The 22,067-nt window shown below is 57.8% G+C and carries 12 protein-coding genes, 2 tRNA genes, 4 rRNA genes and 1 pseudogene; 7 read left to right on the top strand and 12 right to left on the bottom strand.

Annotation, left to right across the window (positions count from 1 at the left end; translation table 11 throughout):
• Positions 1-4 precede the first annotated feature (4 nt).
• Positions 5-865 (bottom strand): ABC transporter ATP-binding protein, encoded by an 861-nt coding sequence (locus tag ABVN20_RS14660; RefSeq protein WP_368556434.1) that lies wholly within the window; start codon positions 863-865, stop codon positions 5-7.
• Positions 866-879: 14 nt separating this feature from the next.
• Positions 880-1,767 carry a TauD/TfdA dioxygenase family protein gene (locus ABVN20_RS14655; protein ID WP_368556433.1) on the bottom strand — a complete coding sequence of 296 codons (888 nt, stop codon included), beginning with the start codon at positions 1,765-1,767 and terminating at the stop codon, positions 880-882.
• Positions 1,768-1,998: 231 nt separating this feature from the next.
• On the opposite strand from ABVN20_RS14655, the gene ABVN20_RS14650 reads away from it, so the two are divergent.
• The gene (locus tag ABVN20_RS14650; RefSeq protein ID WP_368556432.1) at positions 1,999-2,364 is read left to right on the top strand and encodes a tryptophan synthase subunit beta; all 366 of its coding nucleotides are present in this window, start codon (positions 1,999-2,001) and stop codon (positions 2,362-2,364) included.
• A gap of 106 nt (positions 2,365-2,470) precedes the next feature.
• Here the strand turns inward: ABVN20_RS14650 and lapD are convergent, their stop codons facing one another.
• Together lapD and lapG are read right to left on the bottom strand one after the other, a co-directional pair.
• Entirely contained in the window at positions 2,471-4,417 is a 1,947-nt protein-coding gene (gene lapD, locus ABVN20_RS14645; RefSeq protein ID WP_368556431.1) for a cyclic di-GMP receptor LapD, read from the bottom strand.
• Between the two features lie 14 nt (positions 4,418-4,431).
• Positions 4,432-5,125 (bottom strand): annotated as a pseudogene (gene lapG, locus ABVN20_RS14640) (cysteine protease LapG).
• 194 nt (positions 5,126-5,319) lie between these two features.
• On the opposite strand from lapG, the gene ABVN20_RS14635 reads away from it, so the two are divergent.
• The 5 genes from ABVN20_RS14635 (at position 5,320) to ABVN20_RS14615 (ending at position 12,301) form a co-directional block, all read left to right on the top strand.
• Entirely contained in the window at positions 5,320-6,024 is a 705-nt protein-coding gene (locus ABVN20_RS14635; protein WP_368556430.1) for a GntR family transcriptional regulator, read from the top strand.
• A 654-nt stretch (positions 6,025-6,678) separates the two neighbouring features.
• Positions 6,679-7,455: a DUF3050 domain-containing protein gene (locus tag ABVN20_RS14630; protein WP_368556429.1), complete on the top strand. Its 777-nt coding sequence runs from the start codon at positions 6,679-6,681 to the stop codon at positions 7,453-7,455.
• Complete coding sequence (locus ABVN20_RS14625; protein WP_368556428.1) at positions 7,452-8,381, top strand: diiron oxygenase; 930 nt, start codon at positions 7,452-7,454, stop codon at positions 8,379-8,381. Before ABVN20_RS14630 ends, ABVN20_RS14625 begins: the two co-directional genes overlap by 4 nt.
• A 13-nt stretch (positions 8,382-8,394) precedes the next feature.
• Entirely contained in the window at positions 8,395-11,811 is a 3,417-nt protein-coding gene (locus ABVN20_RS14620; RefSeq protein ID WP_368556427.1) for an amino acid adenylation domain-containing protein, read from the top strand.
• A 22-nt stretch (positions 11,812-11,833) separates the two neighbouring features.
• Positions 11,834-12,301, top strand: coding sequence for an SRPBCC family protein (locus tag ABVN20_RS14615; RefSeq protein WP_368556426.1), 468 nt, complete (start codon positions 11,834-11,836; stop codon positions 12,299-12,301).
• Between the two features lie 81 nt (positions 12,302-12,382).
• Here ABVN20_RS14615 and rrf (ABVN20_RS14610) read toward each other — a convergent pair.
• The 8 genes from rrf (ABVN20_RS14610) to ABVN20_RS14575 all read right to left on the bottom strand — a co-directional run bounded on the left by rrf (ABVN20_RS14610) (position 12,383) and on the right by ABVN20_RS14575 (position 20,842).
• Positions 12,383-12,498 (bottom strand): 5S ribosomal RNA (rrf, locus tag ABVN20_RS14610).
• 107 nt (positions 12,499-12,605) lie between these two features.
• Positions 12,606-12,721, bottom strand: a 5S ribosomal RNA gene (rrf, locus tag ABVN20_RS14605).
• A gap of 139 nt (positions 12,722-12,860) precedes the next feature.
• Positions 12,861-15,754, bottom strand: a 23S ribosomal RNA gene (locus ABVN20_RS14600).
• Between the two features lie 245 nt (positions 15,755-15,999).
• Positions 16,000-16,075: transfer RNA gene (locus ABVN20_RS14595), tRNA-Ala, on the bottom strand.
• A gap of 30 nt (positions 16,076-16,105) precedes the next feature.
• Positions 16,106-16,182 (bottom strand) — tRNA-Ile (locus ABVN20_RS14590).
• Positions 16,183-16,263: 81 nt separating this feature from the next.
• Positions 16,264-17,800: ribosomal RNA gene (locus ABVN20_RS14585) — 16S ribosomal RNA — on the bottom strand.
• Together the 16S, 23S and 5S rRNA genes with 2 tRNA genes alongside form the textbook arrangement of a ribosomal RNA operon.
• 627 nt (positions 17,801-18,427) lie before the next feature.
• On the bottom strand, positions 18,428-19,648 hold the full coding sequence (locus ABVN20_RS14580; RefSeq protein ID WP_368556425.1) for a CaiB/BaiF CoA transferase family protein: 1,221 nt from the start codon (positions 19,646-19,648) through the stop codon (positions 18,428-18,430).
• A 12-nt stretch (positions 19,649-19,660) separates the two neighbouring features.
• Positions 19,661-20,842, bottom strand: coding sequence for an acyl-CoA dehydrogenase (locus ABVN20_RS14575; RefSeq protein WP_368556424.1), 1,182 nt, complete (start codon positions 20,840-20,842; stop codon positions 19,661-19,663).
• Positions 20,843-20,999: 157 nt separating this feature from the next.
• On the opposite strand from ABVN20_RS14575, the gene ABVN20_RS14570 reads away from it, so the two are divergent.
• Positions 21,000-21,899: a LysR family transcriptional regulator gene (locus ABVN20_RS14570; RefSeq protein ID WP_368556423.1), complete on the top strand. Its 900-nt coding sequence runs from the start codon at positions 21,000-21,002 to the stop codon at positions 21,897-21,899.
• Positions 21,900-22,067 lie beyond the last annotated feature (168 nt).

Below are 22,067 nucleotides of genomic sequence, written 5' to 3'. Positions count from 1 at the left end.
TGGCTCAATAAGCGATGCGGATATCGGTGAAATCCAGTTCGCGCTCGGTTTGCTCTGACGGGCCTTCATCGAACAACAGCCGATGAATACGCCGCGCCGATTCCTGAAACGCCGCGCCACCCAGGCTATGCAGATCGTACTGATGGCTGTGGACTTCCGCCCGCACGCGGCCCGGATGCGGCGACAGCAACAGGATGCGATTGCCCACCACCAGCGCCTCTTCGATGGAGTGGGTGACGAACAGCAAGGTGAAGCGCACCTCCTCCCAGAGGAGCAGCAACTCTTCCTGCATCTTGCGCCGGGTCAGCGCGTCGAGGGCGGCGAAAGGTTCGTCCATCAACAGGATCTTCGGCTGCATGGCCAGCGCGCGGGCAATGGCCACACGCGCTTTCATGCCACCCGAAAGCGTGTGCGGATAGGCATCGGCGAACGCCGCCAGCCCGACCTTTTCCAGATAATCCAGCGCGCGTTCTTCGGCTTCCTTGCGCTTGAGGGTTTTCGACGCCAGCAGCGGAAACATCACGTTCTGTTTGACGGTTTTCCACGGCGGCAGTTGGTCGAACTCCTGGAACACCACGATCCGGTCCGGCCCTGGCGCATCGACGCGCTGGCCTTGCAGGCGGATCTCGCCCTCGACCGGCTGGATGAAGCCGGCGGCGGCCTTGAGCAAGGTCGATTTACCGCAGCCGGAAGGCCCCAGCAGGACAAACCGGTCCGCCGGATCAATCTCGAAACTGACTTGATGGGTCGCCCGAACCACCCGCTGGGGCGTGCGGTATTCGAGGCTGACGTTGTCGACCGCCAACAGCGCCTGGGCGGTGGCGTTCGGTTTGCTGGCCGTGTGGCCTGGCAATGGGGCGTTCATGTCGATCAGCTCCCTTAAAGCGGCTTGGTGCCCTGGATGGTGGTGCGATACAACTTGCGACGCAGATGACCTGGGCATCCGGTGGCGAGGTGGATCAGCGAGCGGTTGTCCCAGAACACCAGGTCATGGGGCTGCCATTGGTGACGGTAGATGTTCTGCGGCAACACGCTGTGGGCGTAGAGTTCATCGAGCAACTGCTTGCTCTCGTCCTCCGGCAAGCCGACGATCCGTGTGGTGAACCCTTCGCTGACGAACAAGGCCTTGCGACCGTTTTCCGGGTGGGTGCGCACGATCGGGTGGATGACTTCGGCGACCTGGGCCAGTTGTTCCGGTGTCAGGGTCGGACGCCAATTGCCTTCGAACTTGGTCTCGCTGTAGCGTGCCGTGTAGGAATGCGCTGCGGACCGTCCTTCGACCGCCTTGCGCAGCGCTTCGGGCAGGTTATCCCAGGCTTTGTGCATGTCGGCGAACAGGGTGTCGCCACCTTCCGATGGCAGTTCCTGGGCGTGCAGCATCGAGCCCAGGCTGGGCAGCTCCTTGTAGGAAAGGTCGGAGTGCCAGAACTTGCCGGCATCGCCCAGGCCGATGGACTGGCCGTTTTCGATGATGTTGGAAACGATGAGGATTTCCGGGTGCCCGGCCAGCAGGAACTGCTTGAGCACATGGATCTGCAACACGCCAAAACGGCGGCTGAAGTCGATCTGTTGCTGGGGGGTAATGCGCTGGTCGCGGAACACCACGACATGGTGGTCCAGGTGCGCACGGTGAATGCGCGCGAAATCATCGTCATTGACCGGCCGGGAGAGGTCCAGGCCAATGATTTCGGCGCCGACCACGCCGTTGAATGGGCGAATCTCGAAGATTTGCGCGGCGATGTTGCGAGTTGCAGAAACGACGGACATAAAATCACTCCCACGCACGGCACGCTCAAGGGCGCGCACGTCGATCAGAAACTCACGGAGGTCCCGTGTTGGTTCGTGTCGTGCGGCGCGCCGATTGGTCGGCAGGTACGCAGGGTGTTAACTTTATAGATATAAGAACTTTATTTTAAATACCGTTAGCGCATAACCATATGGCTGATTTCGCCTATGCTGCTGACAGGATGACGCTGCTCAACTCATGAGGGACGCTCGATGTTCTACGTGCAACGCGATACGGACGGCCAATTGACGCGCGTGGAAGCCGAGGCGTACGCCGGGTCCACTGAAACCTTGCCGGCGGATCATCCTGACCTGCAGGAATGGTTCGCCACTGAACTGGTGGCCACCAGTCAGAAGCAGTTGAAGCAGATCAAACAGCTCAAGCAACTGAAGCAGAGCGACCTGGACATGATCCGGGTCATCGACGACCTGATCCAGGTGCTCACCGACAAAGGCGTGATTCGTGTCACCGACCTGCCGGTCGCCGCCCAGGCCAAGCTCATGGACCGTTCCCAGGCGCGGGAAGCGCTGGGTGGGCTGGAGCATTTGGTGGATGACGATGAGGTGGGGTTGATCTAGTTCTCTCAGGTATTGTGTCGTTATTGAAGGCCCCATCGCGAGCAGGCTCGCTCCCACAGGATTTTCAGTGTGGGAGCGAGCCTGGAGAACAACCCAACGCCAAAGCTCACTCCCAGGGCTTCGGCTCCCCAACCAACTGCCCCTGCACACCAAAAATCTCCATCTCGCGAATCACCGCCAGCTCTCCTTCGGTTTCGACCCGCTCGGCAATCAGCGGCAGGTCGATGCTGTGCGCCGCGCGCTGAATCGCCTCGATGAACAAACGCTTGTCACTCTCCTGATCAATCGCGCGGATGTACACACCATCAATTTTCAGGTACGCCAGCCCCAGCCGCGCCAGGTTGCCGATCATGCTGAAGCGGCCGCCAAAATGTTGCAGGCCCAGGGAGAAGCCAATCTCGCGCAGGCGGCGCATCAGGTCTTCGAGCCGGGCTTGTTCCGGCAGTTGCTCCTCGCCGATTTCCAGGATCAGTCGCGGGCCGAGGTTGGAGTGCGCGCGCAAAATGTCGAAGACCTTGCCCAACGCCTGGGGATGGGTCAGCGTCGCCGAAGACAGGTTCAGCGCCAGCGCGGCTTGATGGCCCGTCATCTGCTCCAGCACCTGTTCCAGCATCAGCCGATCCAGGCGCGCGGCCCAGCCGAAACGCTCCAGCCACGGCAGGAATCGGCCGGCCGGAATCGCCTGGCCCTGGTCGTCGATCAACCGCGACAACACCTTGTAATGCAACACCAGCGAGGTGTCCTGGCTGGCCACCACCGGCTGGAAATACAGCTCGAAACGCCGTTGATTCAGCGCGTTATCGAGCAAGCGGTGCCAGGCATGATGATCGTCGGCGAGCGCCGACGGAGCACTGTGGTCCAGGCAGACCCACCTCGACTCACCCTGGCCTTCTGCCTGGGCGAGGGCCTGATCGGCAAGCCCGAGCACCGCTTGCGGTGAATCACCAAACTTGAAAGGCGCCAGACCGATGTAGGCCACGGCCGCCAGGTCGGTGGCACCCGTCGCGTGCAGACTGGTCAGGGCCAGGTCCAGGTGTTGCGCCAGTTGCAGCGCTTCGGCGTGCATCAACCCCGGCGCCAGCACTGCGAATTCGCCACCGCGGACCCGCGTCACCATGTTCAGCGTCTCCGGATAACGGGCGCACTCACGCAACAGCTGCTGGCCGACCGCCTTGAGCAACTCGTCGGTGTGCTGGCCACCCAGGCGCTGATTCAGCCCGGCCAGGTCCTTGACCCGCAACAGCATCAAGTAACCCGAGCTCGCCTTCTCGGGATTGCTCACCCGCGCATTCAATTGCATCTCGAAGTAACGCCGGTTGGCCAACCCGGTCAATGAATCCTGATAGGACTCGTCGCGCAATTTTTCACTGCGTTCGGCCTGCTCCTGGAACAACGCCTTGAGCTTTTCGACCATCTGGTTCATGGCCTGCACTACGCGACGCAACTCGGGGGTGCGTGGCAGGTCCGGCAGGCTGAGGAATTCGCGACGGGCAATGGCGTGGGATTGCTGGACCATGTAATCCAGCGGCTTCAATTGCCGGCGCAGCAGCAAGGCGCCCAGCGCCGCACTGACCGCACCGCACAGCAGCAACCAGCCGAGGCTGCCCAGGGCGCTCTGCCACAGCTTGGCGATGGCGAACATCGGATGGCTGACCACTTCGACCCGTGCTGCCTGCTCCCAGCCGCGACTGACGATCGCATCGCCCCCCGCCGGATCCAGGCCGATCAGTTTGACGAACCAGTCGGGCACGTTGCTCACCGCCGGGCTGCCGCTGCGTTCGACCAGCGTCTTGTCGTTCGCCAGATCGACCACGCGGATGCTCGCGTAATAACCGCTGTCGAAAATCGAGCTGACCAGCAGCTCGACCATCGCCGGGTCGTCGATGTTCGGCGTCAACGACAGCGCCAGCGCCGTTGCCGCGTCCTGCGCATGGGAGCGCAACTGGTTGACGTACTGGGTGCGCGAGCTTTCGAGGCTGACCATGAAGCTGCCGGTGAAGGCGACCACCAGGAACAGACAGATTGCGATCAACAGCTGTTTGAACAAAGACATCTGAGAGCGTGCTCCTAGTTAGTCGTCTCGACCGGAAATCCTTCGGCCTGCATTTTTTTCAGAACGTCCTGCCAGCGAGACAGGCGTTTGGTGTCGCTGACTCTTTTGTTGCCCTTGTCCCCCGGCAACCACACGCCCTCGGCATTAAAAGCGTAGACGGGCAGCAGGTCGGTTCGTTGGCTGGCGGGTTTGATCGCGTCTATCAGGCTGTCGAGCACCAGCGGCATGGCGTCGGGGCTGGCGTAGTAAGTCAGCACCATGTGCGCGCGGTTCTGGGTCAGGGCCTTGACGTAGGTGATGCGCAACTTGTCGCTGGAAACGCCGAGATGACGCAAGCTGAAATACTTGGCGATGGCGTAGTCTTCGCAATCCCCGGCGCCTTTCCACAAGGCTTCGATGGGCGTTTCCCAGTAATCGACCGTGTGCCACAAGTCGATGTCTTCCTGATAACGCAGTTGCCGGTTGAAGAACAGATTGACGACCTTGAGCTTCTCGAGCTCAGGGAGCTGCTTCTGCGTCGCCAGCAGGTTCTGCCAGGCATTCGATTCGTTGCTGACCTGCGCCCAAAGGTCCGTACAATGCCTGCGCCCGGCGGCTGATCAGGGAGAAATCCCAGTCGGCATGCAGACCGCCCGCCAAGGCACCGGCCAGCAGCAACGCGCAGGATAGCCAGCGCACAGTCCGAGGGATCGCGAAACGTACCGCCAATGCGTGGCATCCATGTAGGCAGGTGGATTCGATGAAGGTGAAGGTTAGCCGGTTACAGGAACAATGGCACGGTGAGATCGCAGGACCGCGCTAAGCTTGATGTACAAGATGTTTAATTTGCCCGTTTGACAACTTCTCAGGCAGTTACTAGTTTCATTTTGGATCCAATCTCTCAGTCATCAGGGTGCGTTGTAGTGACACAAAAACCCAACCCTCTTCACAGCATCAAGGTCAACGGCCCGATTCCCGCCCACGTGGCCCGTTCCGTCATCGAACAGACGTTGCGCGCCGCCATCCTCGACGGCCGTATTCCCTGCGGTACCGCCCTTCGCCAGCAGGACCTGGCCGATCTGTTCGGGGTGAGTCGCATGCCCGTGCGCGAAGCCCTGCGCCAGCTCGAAGCGCAGGCGCTGCTCAATGTGGTCGCCCATAAAGGCGCTGTCGTTGCGCCACTGGTTCAGGGCGATGCCGCCGAAACCTATGCGCTGCGCATTTTGCTGGAGTCAGAAGCGCTGCGTCTGTCGATCCCTCTGCTCACTGCCGAGGATTTCGAGCACGCCGCCCAGTACATCGAAGCACTGGAAACCGAGCACGACTACAGCGAAATCGGTCGACTCAACCGTCTGTTTCACATGTCGCTCTACGGCAAGGCCCCCAACCATCGGTTGTTGAAACTGATCGAAGAGGGCCTGAACGAAGAAGAACGCTTCCTGCGGTTCAACCTGGAAGCCATGGGCCTGGGCAAACTGTCCCAGGACGATCACCGCGCCTTGCTGCACGCGGCGCAAGCTCGCGACATCGAAGCTACGGTGAAGCTGCTTGAGCACCACCTCAATCGCGGCGTCGAGGTCATTACCCGCTACCTCGAAAGCACCGAAGCCAAAAGTCGAAAAGCCTAGAAACGAATCGCCGCACCGGACCTGATCGAGCCGCTTCCCTCAGCTCGATCAGGTCTGGCGCAGCTGCGTAACCTCCCTTTTTTTCCTCGAGTTCAAGCGCTGCGCTGACGGCAGGACACGTCAGCGATAGCGGCTGCCTTGATTTACGCTCAGTCTTGGATTGCCAACCAATAACAACGGGCGAAACACCGCACAAGCGGCGTCGCCCACCCTACCCAAGAACCTACGGAAGGAGTCTTGCCACGGGAAAAGGAAGTATTGGCGCCATGGCCATCTTCCCCCTCAGATCACACTAACGATGATCCTTAGAAAGTTGCTCGAGTGAGGCATTCACTCTTTATTCGATTTCTACTTATATAAGTCGGAGGGAGCAACTACGCCAAAATAAAACTTCATACAAAAGTTTTATCGGGGTATCTCGCACCTTAAAAAGTTGAACTTGAAATTAGTATAAAAATTACTTGCCCGACACTTAATTCGTGTATTAATTTTTTCTCTGCCACCCAAGAGCACCGGCCACCAAGCGCTACGCCATTGACCTGCATGTCAGTGACATCGTTCAACGCTTGTTGTACCCGCTCGCCAGAAAGAACTTCATACAACTGTTACCTGTTGATTCCAATCCATTACAGAACACTGACCTATAGGCTCGCCATGAATTCAATAAAAGACCGGCTCGATCAGAAAAAGGCAGAACTGAGTTCGCACCCCATCTTTTCTGAAATACATTCTCTTGCGGTACTTCAACGGTTCATGGAGTGCCATGTATTTGCAGTATGGGACTTCATGTCCCTGACCAAGCGCCTGCAACAGGAACTCACGTGCGTACAACTGCCCTGGCTGCCGCCGAGGGATCCACGCGCGGCGCGACTGATCAACGAAATCGTGCTTGGCGAAGAGTCCGATGATCGTCCCGCCCAGGGTCATTACAGCCATTTCGAGCTGTACCTCGATGCCATGCGCGAGGTGGGCGCCAGCACCGTCGTGGTAGAGCGGTTCGTCGCCCTGCAACAGGAAGGCGTGAGCTATGACGTCGCGCTGCGCAGCGTGGACGTCGACCCGTGCGCCGCGCAATTCGTGCGCCACACCCTGCACACCGCGCTGCACGCGCCCGGCCACAGCGTGGCGGCAGCCTTTCTGCACGGTCGCGAAAGCGTCATTCCGCAGATGTTCCAGCGCATTCTGGACGATTGGGGCATTGGCATCGAACAGGCGCCGACCTTCCGCTATTACCTGGAGCGCCATATCGAAGTCGACTCCGAAGACCATGGCCCGGCCGCTGAACAGCTGCTGGCGCGACTGGTGGATGGCGACCCGCAAAAGGAACGGGACGTCTATGCCAGTGCCCTTGCCGCCGTGGAAAGCCGTATCGCCCTGTGGGATGGCCTGCGCCTGAGCATGCACGAGCCTCTGGCGGAGGTGAACGCATGAACGCCGTCGACTACCAATCCTTCGCCGATGCCTGGGAAAACCGCGCGACCATTCGCACTCGCCCGCGCCGCATGCTGGAGAACGACGACAAGCTGATCTACCCGCTCAGCCGCCAGCAACTGGTGCTGAGCGAAACCTTCCTGCGCGAATGCCCCGAACAGCGGGATTTCGCGCTGGTGCAGACGCTCTACAAATTCATCAACGACGTGGTGATTTTCGAGACCGAGATCGTCGATAAAACCGCCCGCAGCATCGCCAAGAATCGCTTCCCCGTGCCCTTCCCGTTCGCCTGCCGCTACGACGCCATGACCGTGGTGATCGACGAGGATTATCACGCGCTGGTGGCGATGGATTTCATGCAACAGACCGTTGCCCTGACCGGCATCGAGCCCATCGAACTGCCTGACCAGATCGAACTGAGCCGGGCGATTCCGGCGGCCATGGCCCTGGCACCGGATCATTTACGAGCGGCCGTGGAACTGATCTGCGTCGCCATCGCCGAGAACACCGTCACGTGCGATGTCGCAGCGTTCGCCAGGGACGACAGCGTCAAGCATTCGATCAAGGGGCTGATGGCCGATCACTTGCTCGACGAAGGCCGCCATTCGGGCTTCTGGGCCCGGCTGGTACGTATTTACTGGCACACCGCAAGCGACGCTGACCGCCAATGCATCGCACGGATTCTGCCGGTGTTCATCAGTCATTACCTGACCAATGACATCCAGCAAGCCTTCGACCTGCGTCTGATCGGCGCCTTGCGCATCAGCGATGCCGCCCGCGATGCACTCCAGCGCGAGGTGTCCGGCGTGGCCTTCCCGATCAATCGCCATCACCCACTGGTGGCCAACATCGTGCGGTTCTTCCACAGCAGCTCGCTGCTCGATTCACCGTGCGTGCAAACAGCCCTAAGCGATTACCTGGTTTAACGAGGAGCCCCTCATGAGACGTCTCGACATTTTGCTCATTGGCCGCAGCCTGGCGTTGAACGACCTGACATCCGAGCTGGAACAAACCGGCCATTCGCTCACACGTTCAATGGATCCTCACACGCTGCCGCCGGGCAACTTCGATCTGTTGATCGATGATTCCAGCCTGCCGTCGCAGGGACCGGGCAATACCCCACGATTGACGCTGTGCCTGGGCGTCGGCGTGGTAGGTGCGTCCGGCCTGCCACCCCTGGACTTGCTGTGCCTGCTCGGCTCGATGCCGTTTGCACGCATGCCGGTCGCTGACGAACCCTCGGGCAACGGTCAGGCGCTGCGCCTGCGAGCCGTGGCGGAAATCGTTGATCACGTCGCGTTGCTGGTCAGTCGCTTCTCCCGGGACGCGGATTACTTTCTGCGGGCCGAGCCGGCAGGCGTCGCGCATTTTCAGCGAATGGAAAGCTTGCAGTATCTGGAAGGCCTCGCCTTTGTTCATCGGCTCAATGCAACCGCTGACGAGCGCCTGCGGCTGCGCGCCCAGGTGCCCATGATCGAGCGCCTCGAGCAGCGTTTCATCCAGTGCCCCGACAGCCCCGCACTGTGCATCGGTGACAGCATTGTCAGCTATGGGCAATTGCATGCTCACAGCCGCGCCATTGCGCAGCGGCTGCAACCGTTGCTTGACGCTCGGAGCGGGCCGTTGGTGGTGGGTGTTTGCCTGCCGAAATGCAGTGCGCTGTATGCGGGGATTCTGGCGGTTCTCGGCAGCGGCGCGGTGTATCTGCCACTGGAACCGAGCCATCCGTTGCCCCGCCAGCAATACATTCTGTCCGACGCCGGGGCCGTGCTGTTGCTCCATGACGGCAGCCACCCACTCGCCGGGGAGATGCCCAGCCTGGACATCAGCGCCATCGACATTGCCGACGCAGACCCCGATCAGCCACTGATGCATCGCCGCCCCGCTCTCGACTCGCCCTGCATGGCGTTCTACACCTCGGGCACCACCGGTCACCCCAAGGGTGTGTTGCTCAGCCAGGCCAACCTGGCGCACTTCACTGCGTGGTACGCCGACTATGTCCAACTGAGCGAAGGCAGCCGCGCGTTGCAGTTCTCTTCGCTGAGTTTCGACTCGTCGCTGATCGACATCTTTCCGACCTTGCTGCAGGGCGCCCTGTTGGTCGTGCCCAGCGATGATCAGCGTCGTGATCCGCGGCAACTGGTGGAGCTGATCCGCCGACAACGCTTGAGCCACGCGTTTCTGCCGCCGGCGCTGTTGAGCATCCTGCCGCTGGAGCAGTTGCAGGGCCTGGCGCACATCATGACCGGCGGCGATGTGTGCGAGCCTTGTGTCATCGAACAGCTCACCCGTCAGGGCAACCTCTACAACCTCTACGGCCCGACAGAGGCCACGGTATTGATCACCGCCCGGCGATTGCAGGCCGGCGACAGCAACCGCACTCTGGGCGCGCCGATCGCCAACAGCCAGGTGCTGATTCTCGACGAGGATCTTCAACCGGTGCCGCAGAACACCGTCGGCGAGCTGTACATCGTGGGGCCGGGGGTGGGCCTGGCGTACCTGAACAATCCACAGCAGACCGCTGAGCGCTATCTGCAACTCGACGTCCCCCATGGCCAGCCCCTGCGTGCCTATCGTACCGGCGACATGGCGAAGTGGACCGACGCTGGCATCGAGCTGTGCGGGCGGCGGGATAATCAGGTCAAGATCCGCGGTTTTCGGGTCGAGCCGGAAGAGATTGAACGCTGTCTGCGCGACAGCCAACTGTACCGTCAGGTGGCGGTGGTCATCGACAGTCAACGGCGGATCCTGGCGTTCCTCGCCCAGCCGCTGGAGAGTCGACGCGCGACGGCCCGCGATGCACTGCAAGCTCATGCTCGCCAGTTACTACCGGACTACATGCAACCCTGCGCCTGGACCGAACTGGCCAACATGCCATTCGCCAGCAACGGTAAAGTCGATCGCAAGGCGCTGCTGGAGATGCCCGTCAGCCTGAACGAGAGCTCCTCAGTGCGTTTGCCGGCGAGCGCGGATGAAGCGGTGCTGGTGGAGATCTGGGCTGACTTGCTGGAACTGCCCGCGAGCGATATCTCCACGGACGAAAGCTTCTTCAATCTGGGCGGCCACTCAATTCTGCTGTCGCGCATGCTGTTGCGGTTAAGGGAAACGTTCGGGCGCAGTATCTCGATCAACCGCTTCATCGAACTGCCAACCATCGAAAAGCTCGCGACGCTGGTGCGAGGTTCCGGCACCGCAGAAGTGTTGAGCGAGCAGGCACTGGGCGACGCCTTCCGCGAGCTGGATGTACAGCCGTTGCCGGCAGGTCGTATGGGTGATGTGCAGAAAGTGATCGTCACCGGTGCCAACAGTTTTGTCGGCGTGCACATCGTCGAGGCACTGCTGGCCTGGGGTGCCAGCGAAGTGGCCTGCCTGGTCCGCGAGGGCGGCGGGCAATCGGCGTTGCAGCGTTTTACCCAGGCCTTGCAGGAGAACCGCCTGGAGCATCTGGACCTGAGTCGCGTGCGCGTGTATCCGGCCGACATCACCCAGCCGTCGCTGGGGCTCGAGCCGCAGGTGTACGAACGCCTGGATCGCGAGTTCGGCGCGCTGGTGCACAACGCCGCGAACGTCAATCACGTGCTGGATTACGGATCGCTGGTGCAGGACAACGTCGAGCCGATTTTCGAGTGCCTGCGCCTGTGTGAAGGGCGCAGTAAAAAGATTCTCAACTTCGTGTCGACCTTGTCAGCCTCCAGCACGATTTCCGCCGATGGCCGGGTGCTGGAAATGCCGGCCGCGAACACCCCGCCGATCTACATCAAGAACGGTTACAACCTGTCCAAATGGGTCGGCGAACGCATCCTCGAACGGGCGCGCGAGCGTGGCGTCAGGGTCAATATCTATCGCCCAGGCAACATCAGCTTCAACAGCCTGACCGGTGTCTGCCAGCCACATAAAAATCGCCTGATGCTGATGCTCAAGGGTTCGATCCAACTGGGACAGGTCCCGGAGTTCGCCCTGAATTTCGACCTGATGCCGGTGGACTTTCTAGCCCGCTTCATCGCCTTTCATGCCAGCCGCTACTGCGCGGAAAAAGCCGTGTTCAACCTGCACAACCCCGAACCGCTGAGTTGGGACGATTACGTCGCATCCTTCCGCGAAGCCGGCCGGGAATTCGCCATGGTCAGCGTCGCCGACTGGCAGCAGCAACTGGGACGGGTCGATAGCGACAACGCCTTGTTCGGCGTCCTCGGCTTTTACCTGAACGGTTTCGAAGAAGACATCGGCGACATCTCCATGATCGGCCACGACAACGCTCAGGCCGGCGTACGACTGATGGGCGCGCACTACCCGGAAAAGTCCCCGGCGCTGCTGCGACGCGGCTGTGACTACCTCAAGGAAATCAATTTCATCTGATTCATCCAAGCGGAGCTAAACCATGAAAACCCTGCAACCCGATACCCTGATTCAAAACCCTCAAGGCTGCCATGTCGTGTCGTCGGTGGAGGTGCCGGCACAAGCTGAATCCGTCTGGGCGCTGGTCGGCAACTTCGCCGGCTTCGATCAATTCATTCCGGCGTTGTCGCACATCGAGATGACGGGTGAAGGGGTGTCCAGCCTGCGCAAGAAATTCTTCAAGGATGGCAACCTGGTGGTCGAGCAACTCAACTCGCGCGATGAGCAGGAGCGATACATGACCTGGACCACGATCTACAACACCCTGGGCGTGCGTCACCTGTGGGCAGCGATGACCGTTGAATCATTGGGTGAGGATCTGTCACGGGCGACCTGGACCATCAGCGCCGAACCGGCCCAGGGTGGTGCCGAGGCTTTGGCGGGCTTCAGGGACTTCGTCCAGGGGTTTGCCGATGATGCGATGGGCAATGTATTGAAGCGCTTTGCGTAACGCATCACCTGCCGTTGTTTACTGACCCCGGAAAAGACAAAACCCCTGTTTGCGTGAGCAAACAGGGGTTTTGGAATTCAATCTTGACGATGACCTACTCTCACATGGGGAAACCCCACACTACCATCGGCGATGCATCGTTTCACTGCTGAGTTCGGGATGGGATCAGGTGGTTCCAATGCTCTATGGTCGTCAAGAAATTCTGTGACCAGTGCGTTACCAGCGTAACGTCCCGGTGAATTTGGGTGACTTCTACTAAAAACAAAACCCCAACTGCTTTCGCAATTGGGGTTTCGGAATTTAATCTTGACGATGACCTACTCTCACATGGGGAAACCCCACACTACCATCGGCGATGCATCGTTTCACTGCTGAGTTCGGGATGGGATCAGGTGGTTCCAATGCTCTATGGTCGTCAAGAAATTCTTGAGCTGACGTGTCTTTCGACATTCCAGCGAATCGGGTATGTGACGGTGTTTTGTGAGTTGCAAACTTTCGGTTTGTTTCGTCTTCACAACACCGCAATCTGGTCATTCGACTCAAATTGCTTGGGTGTTATATGGTCAAGCCTCACGGGCAATTAGTATTGGTTAGCTCAACGCCTCACAGCGCTTACACACCCAACCTATCAACGTCGTAGTCTTCGACGGCCCTTCAGGGAACTCAAGGTTCCAGTGAGATCTCATCTTGAGGCAAGTTTCCCGCTTAGATGCTTTCAGCGGTTATCTTTTCCGAACATAGCTACCCGGCAATGCCACTGGCGTGACAACCGGAACACCAGAGGTTCGTCCACTCCGGTCCTCTCGTACTAGGAGCAGCCCCTCTCAAATCTCAAACGTCCACGGCAGATAGGGACCGAACTGTCTCACGACGTTCTAAACCCAGCTCGCGTACCACTTTAAATGGCGAACAGCCATACCCTTGGGACCGGCTTCAGCCCCAGGATGTGATGAGCCGACATCGAGGTGCCAAACACCGCCGTCGATATGAACTCTTGGGCGGTATCAGCCTGTTATCCCCGGAGTACCTTTTATCCGTTGAGCGATGGCCCTTCCATACAGAACCACCGGATCACTAAGACCTACTTTCGTACCTGCTCGACGTGTCTGTCTCGCAGTCAAGCGCGCTTTTGCCTTTATACTCTACGACCGATTTCCGACCGGTCTGAGCGCACCTTCGTACTCCTCCGTTACTCTTTAGGAGGAGACCGCCCCAGTCAAACTACCCACCATACACTGTCCTCGATCCGGATAACGGACCTGAGTTAGAACCTCAAAGTTGCCAGGGTGGTATTTCAAGGATGGCTCCACGCAGACTGGCGTCCACGCTTCAAAGCCTCCCACCTATCCTACACAAGCAAATTCAAAGTCCAGTGCAAAGCTATAGTAAAGGTTCACGGGGTCTTTCCGTCTAGCCGCGGATACACTGCATCTTCACAGCGATTTCAATTTCACTGAGTCTCGGGTGGAGACAGCGCCGCCATCGTTACGCCATTCGTGCAGGTCGGAACTTACCCGACAAGGAATTTCGCTACCTTAGGACCGTTATAGTTACGGCCGCCGTTTACCGGGGCTTCGATCAAGAGCTTCGCGTTAGCTAACCCCATCAATTAACCTTCCGGCACCGGGCAGGCGTCACACCCTATACGTCCACTTTCGTGTTTGCAGAGTGCTGTGTTTTTAATAAACAGTCGCAGCGGCCTGGTATCTTCGACCGACGTGGGCTTACGCAGCAAGTGCTTCACCCTCATCGGCGCACCTTCTCCCGAAGTTACGGTGCCATTTTGCCTAGTTCCTTCACCCGAGTTCTCTCAAGCGCCTTGGTATTCTCTACCCAACCACCTGTGTCGGTTTGGGGTACGGTTCCTGGTTATCTGAAGCTTAGAAGCTTTTCTTGGAAGCATGGCATCAACCACTTCGTCACCTGAAAGGTAACTCGTCATCAGCTCTCGGCCTTGAAACCCCGGATTTACCTAAGATTTCAGCCTACCACCTTAAACTTGGACAACCAACGCCAAGCTGGCCTAGCCTTCTCCGTCCCTCCATCGCAATAACCAGAAGTACAGGAATATTAACCTGTTTTCCATCGACTACGCTTTTCAGCCTCGCCTTAGGGACCGACTAACCCTGCGTCGATTAACGTTGCGCAGGAAACCTTGGTCTTTCGGCGTGGGTGTTTTTCACACCCATTGTCGTTACTCATGTCAGCATTCGCACTTCTGATACCTCCAGCAAGCTTCTCAACTCACCTTCACAGGCTTACAGAACGCTCCTCTACCGCATCATCCGAAGATGATACCCGTAGCTTCGGTGTATGGTTTGAGCCCCGTTACATCTTCCGCGCAGGCCGACTCGACTAGTGAGCTATTACGCTTTCTTTAAAGGGTGGCTGCTTCTAAGCCAACCTCCTAGCTGTCTAAGCCTTCCCACATCGTTTCCCACTTAACCATAACTTTGGGACCTTAGCTGACGGTCTGGGTTGTTTCCCTTTTCACGACGGACGTTAGCACCCGCCGTGTGTCTCCCATGCTCGGCACTTGTAGGTATTCGGAGTTTGCATCGGTTTGGTAAGTCGGGATGACCCCCTAGCCGAAACAGTGCTCTACCCCCTACAGTGATACATGAGGCGCTACCTAAATAGCTTTCGAGGAGAACCAGCTATCTCCGAGCTTGATTAGCCTTTCACTCCGATCCACAGGTCATCCGCTAACTTTTCAACGGTAGTCGGTTCGGTCCTCCAGTCAGTGTTACCTAACCTTCAACCTGCCCATGGATAGATCGCCCGGTTTCGGGTCTATACCCAGCGACTAAACGCCCTATTAAGACTCGCTTTCGCTACGCCTCCCCTATTCGGTTAAGCTCGCCACTGAATATAAGTCGCTGACCCATTATACAAAAGGTACGCAGTCACAGAACAAAGTCTGCTCCCACTGCTTGTACGCATACGGTTTCAGGATCTATTTCACTCCCCTCTCCGGGGTTCTTTTCGCCTTTCCCTCACGGTACTAGTTCACTATCGGTCAGTCAGTAGTATTTAGCCTTGGAGGATGGTCCCCCCATATTCAGACAAAGTTTCTCGTGCTCCGTCCTACTCGATTTCATGACTAAGAGACTTTCGCGTACAGGGCTATCACCCACTATGGCCGCACTTTCCAGAGCGTTCCGCTAATCTCAAAGCCACTTAAGGGCTAGTCCCCGTTCGCTCGCCACTACTAAGGGAATCTCGGTTGATTTCTTTTCCTCAGGGTACTTAGATGTTTCAGTTCCCCTGGTTCGCCTCTTAAACCTATGTATTCAGTTTAAGATAACCAGCTTGTGCTGGCTGGGTTCCCCCATTCAGAGATCTCCGGATCAAAGTCTGTTTGCCGACTCCCCGAAGCTTTTCGCAGGCTACCACGTCTTTCATCGCCTCTGACTGCCAAGGCATCCACCGTATGCGCTTCTTCACTTGACCATATAACCCCAAGCAATCTGGTTATACTATGAAGACGACATTCGCCGAAAATTCGCAAAACTCTTAAGAGTCACTCACAAATTTTACCTTAGCCTGATCCGTTACCAGTGAAAGTAACGTTCAGTCTATCTTTCTATCACATACCCAAATTTTTAAAGAACGAACTAGTCAAAGACTAGAAATCAACATTCATCATCGCGGCGATGGAATGCTCATTTCTAAGCTTTACACTTCAGAAGCAGTAGTGGTGGAGCCAAGCGGGATCGAACCGCTGACCTCCTGCGTGCAAGGCAGGCGCTCTCCCAGCTGAGCTATGGCCCCGTATTTCTACAGGCGTTTCCCACACAAAATTGGTGGGTCTGGGCAGATTCGAACTGCCGACCTCACCCTTATCAGGGGTGCGCTCTAACCAACTGAGCTACAGACCCAATTTCGGGCTGCTTCTTTCGTCTTCTTCAATGAATCAAGCAATTCGTGTGGGAGCTCATGGAGCAGCTGCTGTCGTCGATTAAGGAGGTGATCCAGCCGCAGGTTCCCCTACGGCTACCTTGTTACGACTTCACCCCAGTCATGAATCACACCGTGGTAACCGTCCCCCCGAAGGTTAGACTAGCTACTTCTGGTGCAACCCACTCCCATGGTGTGACGGGCGGTGTGTACAAGGCCCGGGAACGTATTCACCGCGACATTCTGATTCGCGATTACTAGCGATTCCGACTTCACGCAGTCGAGTTGCAGACTGCGATCCGGACTACGATCGGTTTTGTGGGATTAGCTCCACCTCGCGGCTTGGCAACCCTCTGTACCGACCATTGTAGCACGTGTGTAGCCCAGGCCGTAAGGGCCATGATGACTTGACGTCATCCCCACCTTCCTCCGGTTTGTCACCGGCAGTCTCCTTAGAGTGCCCACCATAACGTGCTGGTAACTAAGGACAAGGGTTGCGCTCGTTACGGGACTTAACCCAACATCTCACGACACGAGCTGACGACAGCCATGCAGCACCTGTCTCAATGCTCCCGAAGGCACCAATCCATCTCTGGAAAGTTCATTGGATGTCAAGGCCTGGTAAGGTTCTTCGCGTTGCTTCGAATTAAACCACATGCTCCACCGCTTGTGCGGGCCCCCGTCAATTCATTTGAGTTTTAACCTTGCGGCCGTACTCCCCAGGCGGTCAACTTAATGCGTTAGCTGCGCCACTAAAGACTCAAGGTCCCCAACGGCTAGTTGACATCGTTTACGGCGTGGACTACCAGGGTATCTAATCCTGTTTGCTCCCCACGCTTTCGCACCTCAGTGTCAGTATCAGTCCAGGTGGTCGCCTTCGCCACTGGTGTTCCTTCCTATATCTACGCATTTCACCGCTACACAGGAAATTCCACCACCCTCTACCATACTCTAGCTTGTCAGTTTTGAATGCAGTTCCCAGGTTGAGCCCGGGGCTTTCACATCCAACTTAACAAACCACCTACGCGCGCTTTACGCCCAGTAATTCCGATTAACGCTTGCACCCTCTGTATTACCGCGGCTGCTGGCACAGAGTTAGCCGGTGCTTATTCTGTCGGTAACGTCAAAATTGCAGAGTATTAATCTACAACCCTTCCTCCCAACTTAAAGTGCTTTACAATCCGAAGACCTTCTTCACACACGCGGCATGGCTGGATCAGGCTTTCGCCCATTGTCCAATATTCCCCACTGCTGCCTCCCGTAGGAGTCTGGACCGTGTCTCAGTTCCAGTGTGACTGATCATCCTCTCAGACCAGTTACGGATCGTCGCCTTGGTGAGCCATTACCTCACCAACTAGCTAATCCGACCTAGGCTCATCTGATAGCGCAAGGCCCGAAGGTCCCCTGCTTTCTCCCGTAGGACGTATGCGGTATTAGCGTCCGTTTCCGGACGTTATCCCCCACTACCAGGCAGATTCCTAGGCATTACTCACCCGTCCGCCGCTCTCAAGAAAAGCAAGCTTTTCTCTACCGCTCGACTTGCATGTGTTAGGCCTGCCGCCAGCGTTCAATCTGAGCCATGATCAAACTCTTCAGTTCAAACATCTTTGGGTTTTGAGAAAACCCTAAACTTGGCTCAGCAATCGTTGGTTACATCTTTGATTTCTCGCGGAGTAACTTGTGATGCTGATAATCTGTTGACTAGCAGTCTGACTCCACAAGCACCCACACGAATTGCTTGATTCAGTTGTTAAAGAGCGGTTGGTTAAGATCTTTCGTCTCAACCGAGGCGCGCATTCTACAGCGTCCTCTGTGTCTGTCAAGCGGTTATTTTAAGAAGTTTTCAAAGTTTCCTTTGCAACTTCAACCACTTGCGCTTCCGATCTCTCGTTAGCGGGAGGCGAATTCTACAGCGTTGTTCGCTGCTGTCAACACCTCTTTTTCTCCGCTTTCGATCGAGAAGACCGAACCGTCAATCAAGCGACAACTTACTGCCTGACCGACTCCCTCCAGACTTCGATAACTTGAAGCTGAACACTGTCGAAATTCGCGTAACTCGTTGTTTATCAAGGAGTTTTCCGTTTCGACTGCGCCGGAAGTGGGGCGAATTATAGACCTCCAGAATCTGCCGTCAACACCTTTTTTTACATTTCTATCAATAACTTGCAGAAGCCGGAAAAACGCTCGCTTCTCTATATAGAAGGCCCCTCTATATAGAGCGCGCTCTCATAGCACTCCGGCTTCTTTAAAGCCGGCAACCGCGTCCGCATTCAATCCCAACACTCGCTGCAGCACCTCGAGCGTATGCTCACCCAGCAAAGGTGGCGCATGGCGATATTCCACCGGCGTCGCGGACAGACGAATCGGGCTCGCCACCTGCGGCACCTTGCCAGCCAGCGCATGGGGCAATTCAATCGCCAAGCCGCGCGCTTTCACCTGGGGATCGGCGAACACCTGCGCCAGGTCATTGATCGGGCCACACGGCACGCCCGCCTGCTCCAGTTGCGCCACCCACTCGGCCGTGGTCTTGAACACCGTGGCCTGGCGAATCAGCGGAATCAGCACGGCCCGGTTCGCCACGCGCTGCTTGTTACTGGCAAAACGCGGGTCATCGGCCCATTGCGGCTGTCCCGCCACTTCAGCAAATTTGCGGAATTGGCCGTCATTACCCACGGTCAGGATGAAATCGCCGTCTGCCGTAGGAAAATCCTGATAAGGAACGATGTTTGGGTGCGCATTACCCAAACGCTTTGGCGCATTGCCCGTCGCCAGGTAATTCATGGCCTGGTTGGCCAGGCACGCCACCTGAACATCCAGCAAGGCCATGTCGATATGCTGGCCGCTACCGCCTTGATCCCTGCTCGCCAGCGCCGCAAGGATAGCCACGGTCGAATACAGCCCGGTCAGGATGTCCGTCAGCGCGACGCCGACCTTGACCGGCCCAGCCCCCTCCGCCCCTTCGGGTTGCCCGGTCAGGCTCATCAGGCCGCCCAAGCCCTGGATCATGAAGTCATATCCGGCGCGTTTGGCGTAAGGCCCCGTCTGACCGAAGCCGGTGATCGAGCAATAGATCAGCTTCGGGTTGAGCGCTTTCAGCGACTCGTAATCCAGCCCATAAGCCGCCAGACCACCGACCTTGAAGTTCTCGATCAGGATGTCTGACTTGCACGCCAGCTCGCGCACCAGCTTCTGCCCCTCGGGGCGGGTGAAGTCGATGGTCACCGATTGCTTGTTGCGATTGGCCGACAGGTAATAGGCGGCCTCGCTGGTGTTCTCGCCAGAGGCATCCTTGAGGAAAGGAGGCCCCCAGGCGCGCGTATCGTCACCACTGCCAGGGCGCTCGACCTTGATCACCTCGGCGCCAAGGTCCGCCAATATCTGCCCGGACCACGGCCCGGCCAGCACTCGCGACAAATCCAGTACCCGCAGATGCGAAAGCGCGCCCATGGCGTTCTCCTATTAATAGAACGCTTGAAGGCCGGTTTGCGCCCGACCGAGGATCAGCGCGTGGACGTCATGCGTACCTTCATAGGTATTCACCACTTCCAGGTTGACCAGGTGACGGGCCACTCCGAACTCATCGGAGATACCGTTACCACCGAGCATGTCCCGCGCCATCCGGGCGATGTCCAGGGACTTGCCGCAAGAGTTGCGCTTCATCATCGAAGTGATTTCGACCGCTGCCGTGCCTTCGTCCTTCATGCGCCCCAAACGCAGGCAGCCTTGCAGCGCCATGGTGATTTCGGTCTGCATGTCAGCCAGTTTCTTTTGGATCAACTGGGTAGCTGCCAATGGACGACCGAACTGCTGACGGTCCAGGGTGTACTGGCGAGCGGTGTGCCAGCAGAACTCGGCAGCCCCCAGGGCGCCCCAGGAAATACCGTAGCGTGCGGAGTTGAGGCAGGTGAACGGGCCCTTCAAGCCACGGACATCAGGGAAGATGTTCTCTTCAGGGACGAATACGTTGTCCATGACGATCTCACCGGTGATGGATGCCCGCAGGCCGACCTTGCCGTGAATCGCCGGAGCACTCAGGCCTTTCCAGCCCTTCTCCAGGACGAAACCACGGATATCGCCTGCATCGTCCTTGGCCCAGACCACGAACACATCGGCGATCGGGCTGTTGGTGATCCACATCTTGCTGCCGGTCAGGCTGTAGCCGCCTTCCACTTTGCGTGCACGGGTAATCATCGCGCCCGGGTCGGAACCATAGTTGGGCTCGGTCAGACCGAAGCAGCCGATCCACTCACCCGACGCCAGTTTTGGCAGGTACTTCTGCTTCTGCGCTTCAGTGCCGAATTCATTGATCGGCACCATTACCAGCGAAGACTGCACACTCATCATCGAGCGGTAGCCCGAGTCGATGCGCTCGACTTCACGGGCAATCAGGCCGTAGCTGACATAGTTCAGGCCGCTGCCGCCGTACTGCTCAGGAATGGTGGCGCCGAGCAGGCCCACTTCACCCATTTCACGGAAGATCGCCGGGTCGGTCTTCTCATGACGGAAAGCTTCCAGAACACGTGGCGCGAGCTTCTGCTGAGCGAATTGCTCGGCGGTGTCGCGGATCATGCGCTCTTCTTCGGTGAGCTGTTGGTCCAGCAACAGGGGATCGATCCAGTTGAAGCTGACTTTGCCGCCCATGAGTGTTTCCTCTCGATTCGGGTCAAATAACGTGGACTGATCCTAGGCCCGGTTCGGCGAGACCGCAAACGAGGATTTTGCATACTGTTGTGCTAATTTCTCACTCCGAAACATCGTAGAACCGCCTTTATGCGATGTATTAGTGAGGTAGACGTACATGCGCAGAAAAATCCCCAGCACAGCGGCGCTGATCAGCTTTGAAGCGGCGGCACGCCACGAGAGCTTCACCAAAGCTGCCCAGGAGCTTTCGCTTACCCAGGGTGCCATTTGCCGACAGATCGCCAGCCTCGAGGAGTTCCTCGGTGTGGAACTGTTCCGACGCTCCCGACGCGGGGTCAAACTGACGGAGGCCGGCCTTTCCTACAGCCGCAGGGTCGCCACCCAACTGGATGCGGTCGAACGCGACACCTTGTCGGTGATGGGCCAGCAGGGCACCAATGTGATCGAACTGGCGGTCGTACCGACCTTCGGCACACAGTGGCTGCTGCCAAGACTCAAGGACTTCCAGCAAAAGCATCCAGAGGTGACCGTCAACCTCACGAACCGCACTCGCCCGTTCCTGTTCGCCGACACCGAATTCGATGCGGCGATCTACTTCGGCGATGCGGATTGGTCCGGTACCGAATCCCACCGCCTGATGGGCGAAAACCCCATGCCGGTGTGTAGCCCGGGCCTGCTGGGCAAAAAGTCCAGCCTGACGGTCGCCGACATCGCCGAACTGCCCCTGTTGCAGCAGACCACCCGCCCCTACGCCTGGCGCCAATGGTTCAACTCACAGAACCTGAATGTGCCCCGCGACATGACAGGACCACGCTACGAGCTATTCTCCATGCTTGCCCAGGCCGCCATGCATGACATGGGCATCGCTTTGATTCCGCCGTTCCTGATTCAGCGCGAATTGGCCGAGAAGCGCCTGGTCATTGCCAACCCCCAATCGCTCGCGAGCATCAAGGCGTATTACCTGATGATTCCCGATCGAAAGGTCGAATCAGCCTCCCTGAAGGCATTTCGCGACTGGCTGGTGAACCAGGCACAGAGCTACAACCTAGAAGGGTGAAGGCCTGCAAGGTTTACTGACTTCGTAGTCAGAAAAATCAAAGCCCTACAGATATAAGTATTTGTCGCTAATTTGCAGACTGTATCGGAATCAGTACAAACGTCCCACAAGCGTTATAAAACGTGGCGTTGAGCCGCTATTGGTCAGCAATGCCCGCTCATTCACCCA

It is taken from the genome of Pseudomonas sp. MYb118 (assembly GCF_040947875.1).
In the GTDB taxonomy this organism is placed as follows: Bacteria; Pseudomonadota; Gammaproteobacteria; order Pseudomonadales; family Pseudomonadaceae; genus Aquipseudomonas.
The sequence above is the reverse complement of the archived record's forward strand: the minus strand, read 5'-3'. Positions and strand labels throughout refer to the sequence as shown.

What these genes read in the sequence shown, in the direction of transcription:
- ABVN20_RS14660 (WP_368556434.1), bottom strand. Translation starts at nt 865, where the DNA reads ATGAACGCCCCATTGCCAGGCCACACGGCCAGCAAACCGAACGCCACC.
- ABVN20_RS14655 (WP_368556433.1), bottom strand. Translation starts at nt 1,767, where the DNA reads ATGTCCGTCGTTTCTGCAACTCGCAACATCGCCGCGCAAATCTTCGAG.
- ABVN20_RS14650 (WP_368556432.1), top strand. Translation starts at nt 1,999, where the DNA reads ATGTTCTACGTGCAACGCGATACGGACGGCCAATTGACGCGCGTGGAA.
- lapD (WP_368556431.1), bottom strand. Translation starts at nt 4,417, where the DNA reads ATGTCTTTGTTCAAACAGCTGTTGATCGCAATCTGTCTGTTCCTGGTG.
- ABVN20_RS14630 (WP_368556429.1), top strand. Translation starts at nt 6,679, where the DNA reads ATGAATTCAATAAAAGACCGGCTCGATCAGAAAAAGGCAGAACTGAGT.
- ABVN20_RS14625 (WP_368556428.1), top strand. Translation starts at nt 7,452, where the DNA reads ATGAACGCCGTCGACTACCAATCCTTCGCCGATGCCTGGGAAAACCGC.
- ABVN20_RS14620 (WP_368556427.1), top strand. Translation starts at nt 8,395, where the DNA reads ATGAGACGTCTCGACATTTTGCTCATTGGCCGCAGCCTGGCGTTGAAC.
- ABVN20_RS14615 (WP_368556426.1), top strand. Translation starts at nt 11,834, where the DNA reads ATGAAAACCCTGCAACCCGATACCCTGATTCAAAACCCTCAAGGCTGC.
- ABVN20_RS14580 (WP_368556425.1), bottom strand. Translation starts at nt 19,648, where the DNA reads ATGGGCGCGCTTTCGCATCTGCGGGTACTGGATTTGTCGCGAGTGCTG.
- ABVN20_RS14575 (WP_368556424.1), bottom strand. Translation starts at nt 20,842, where the DNA reads ATGGGCGGCAAAGTCAGCTTCAACTGGATCGATCCCCTGTTGCTGGAC.
- ABVN20_RS14570 (WP_368556423.1), top strand. Translation starts at nt 21,000, where the DNA reads ATGCGCAGAAAAATCCCCAGCACAGCGGCGCTGATCAGCTTTGAAGCG.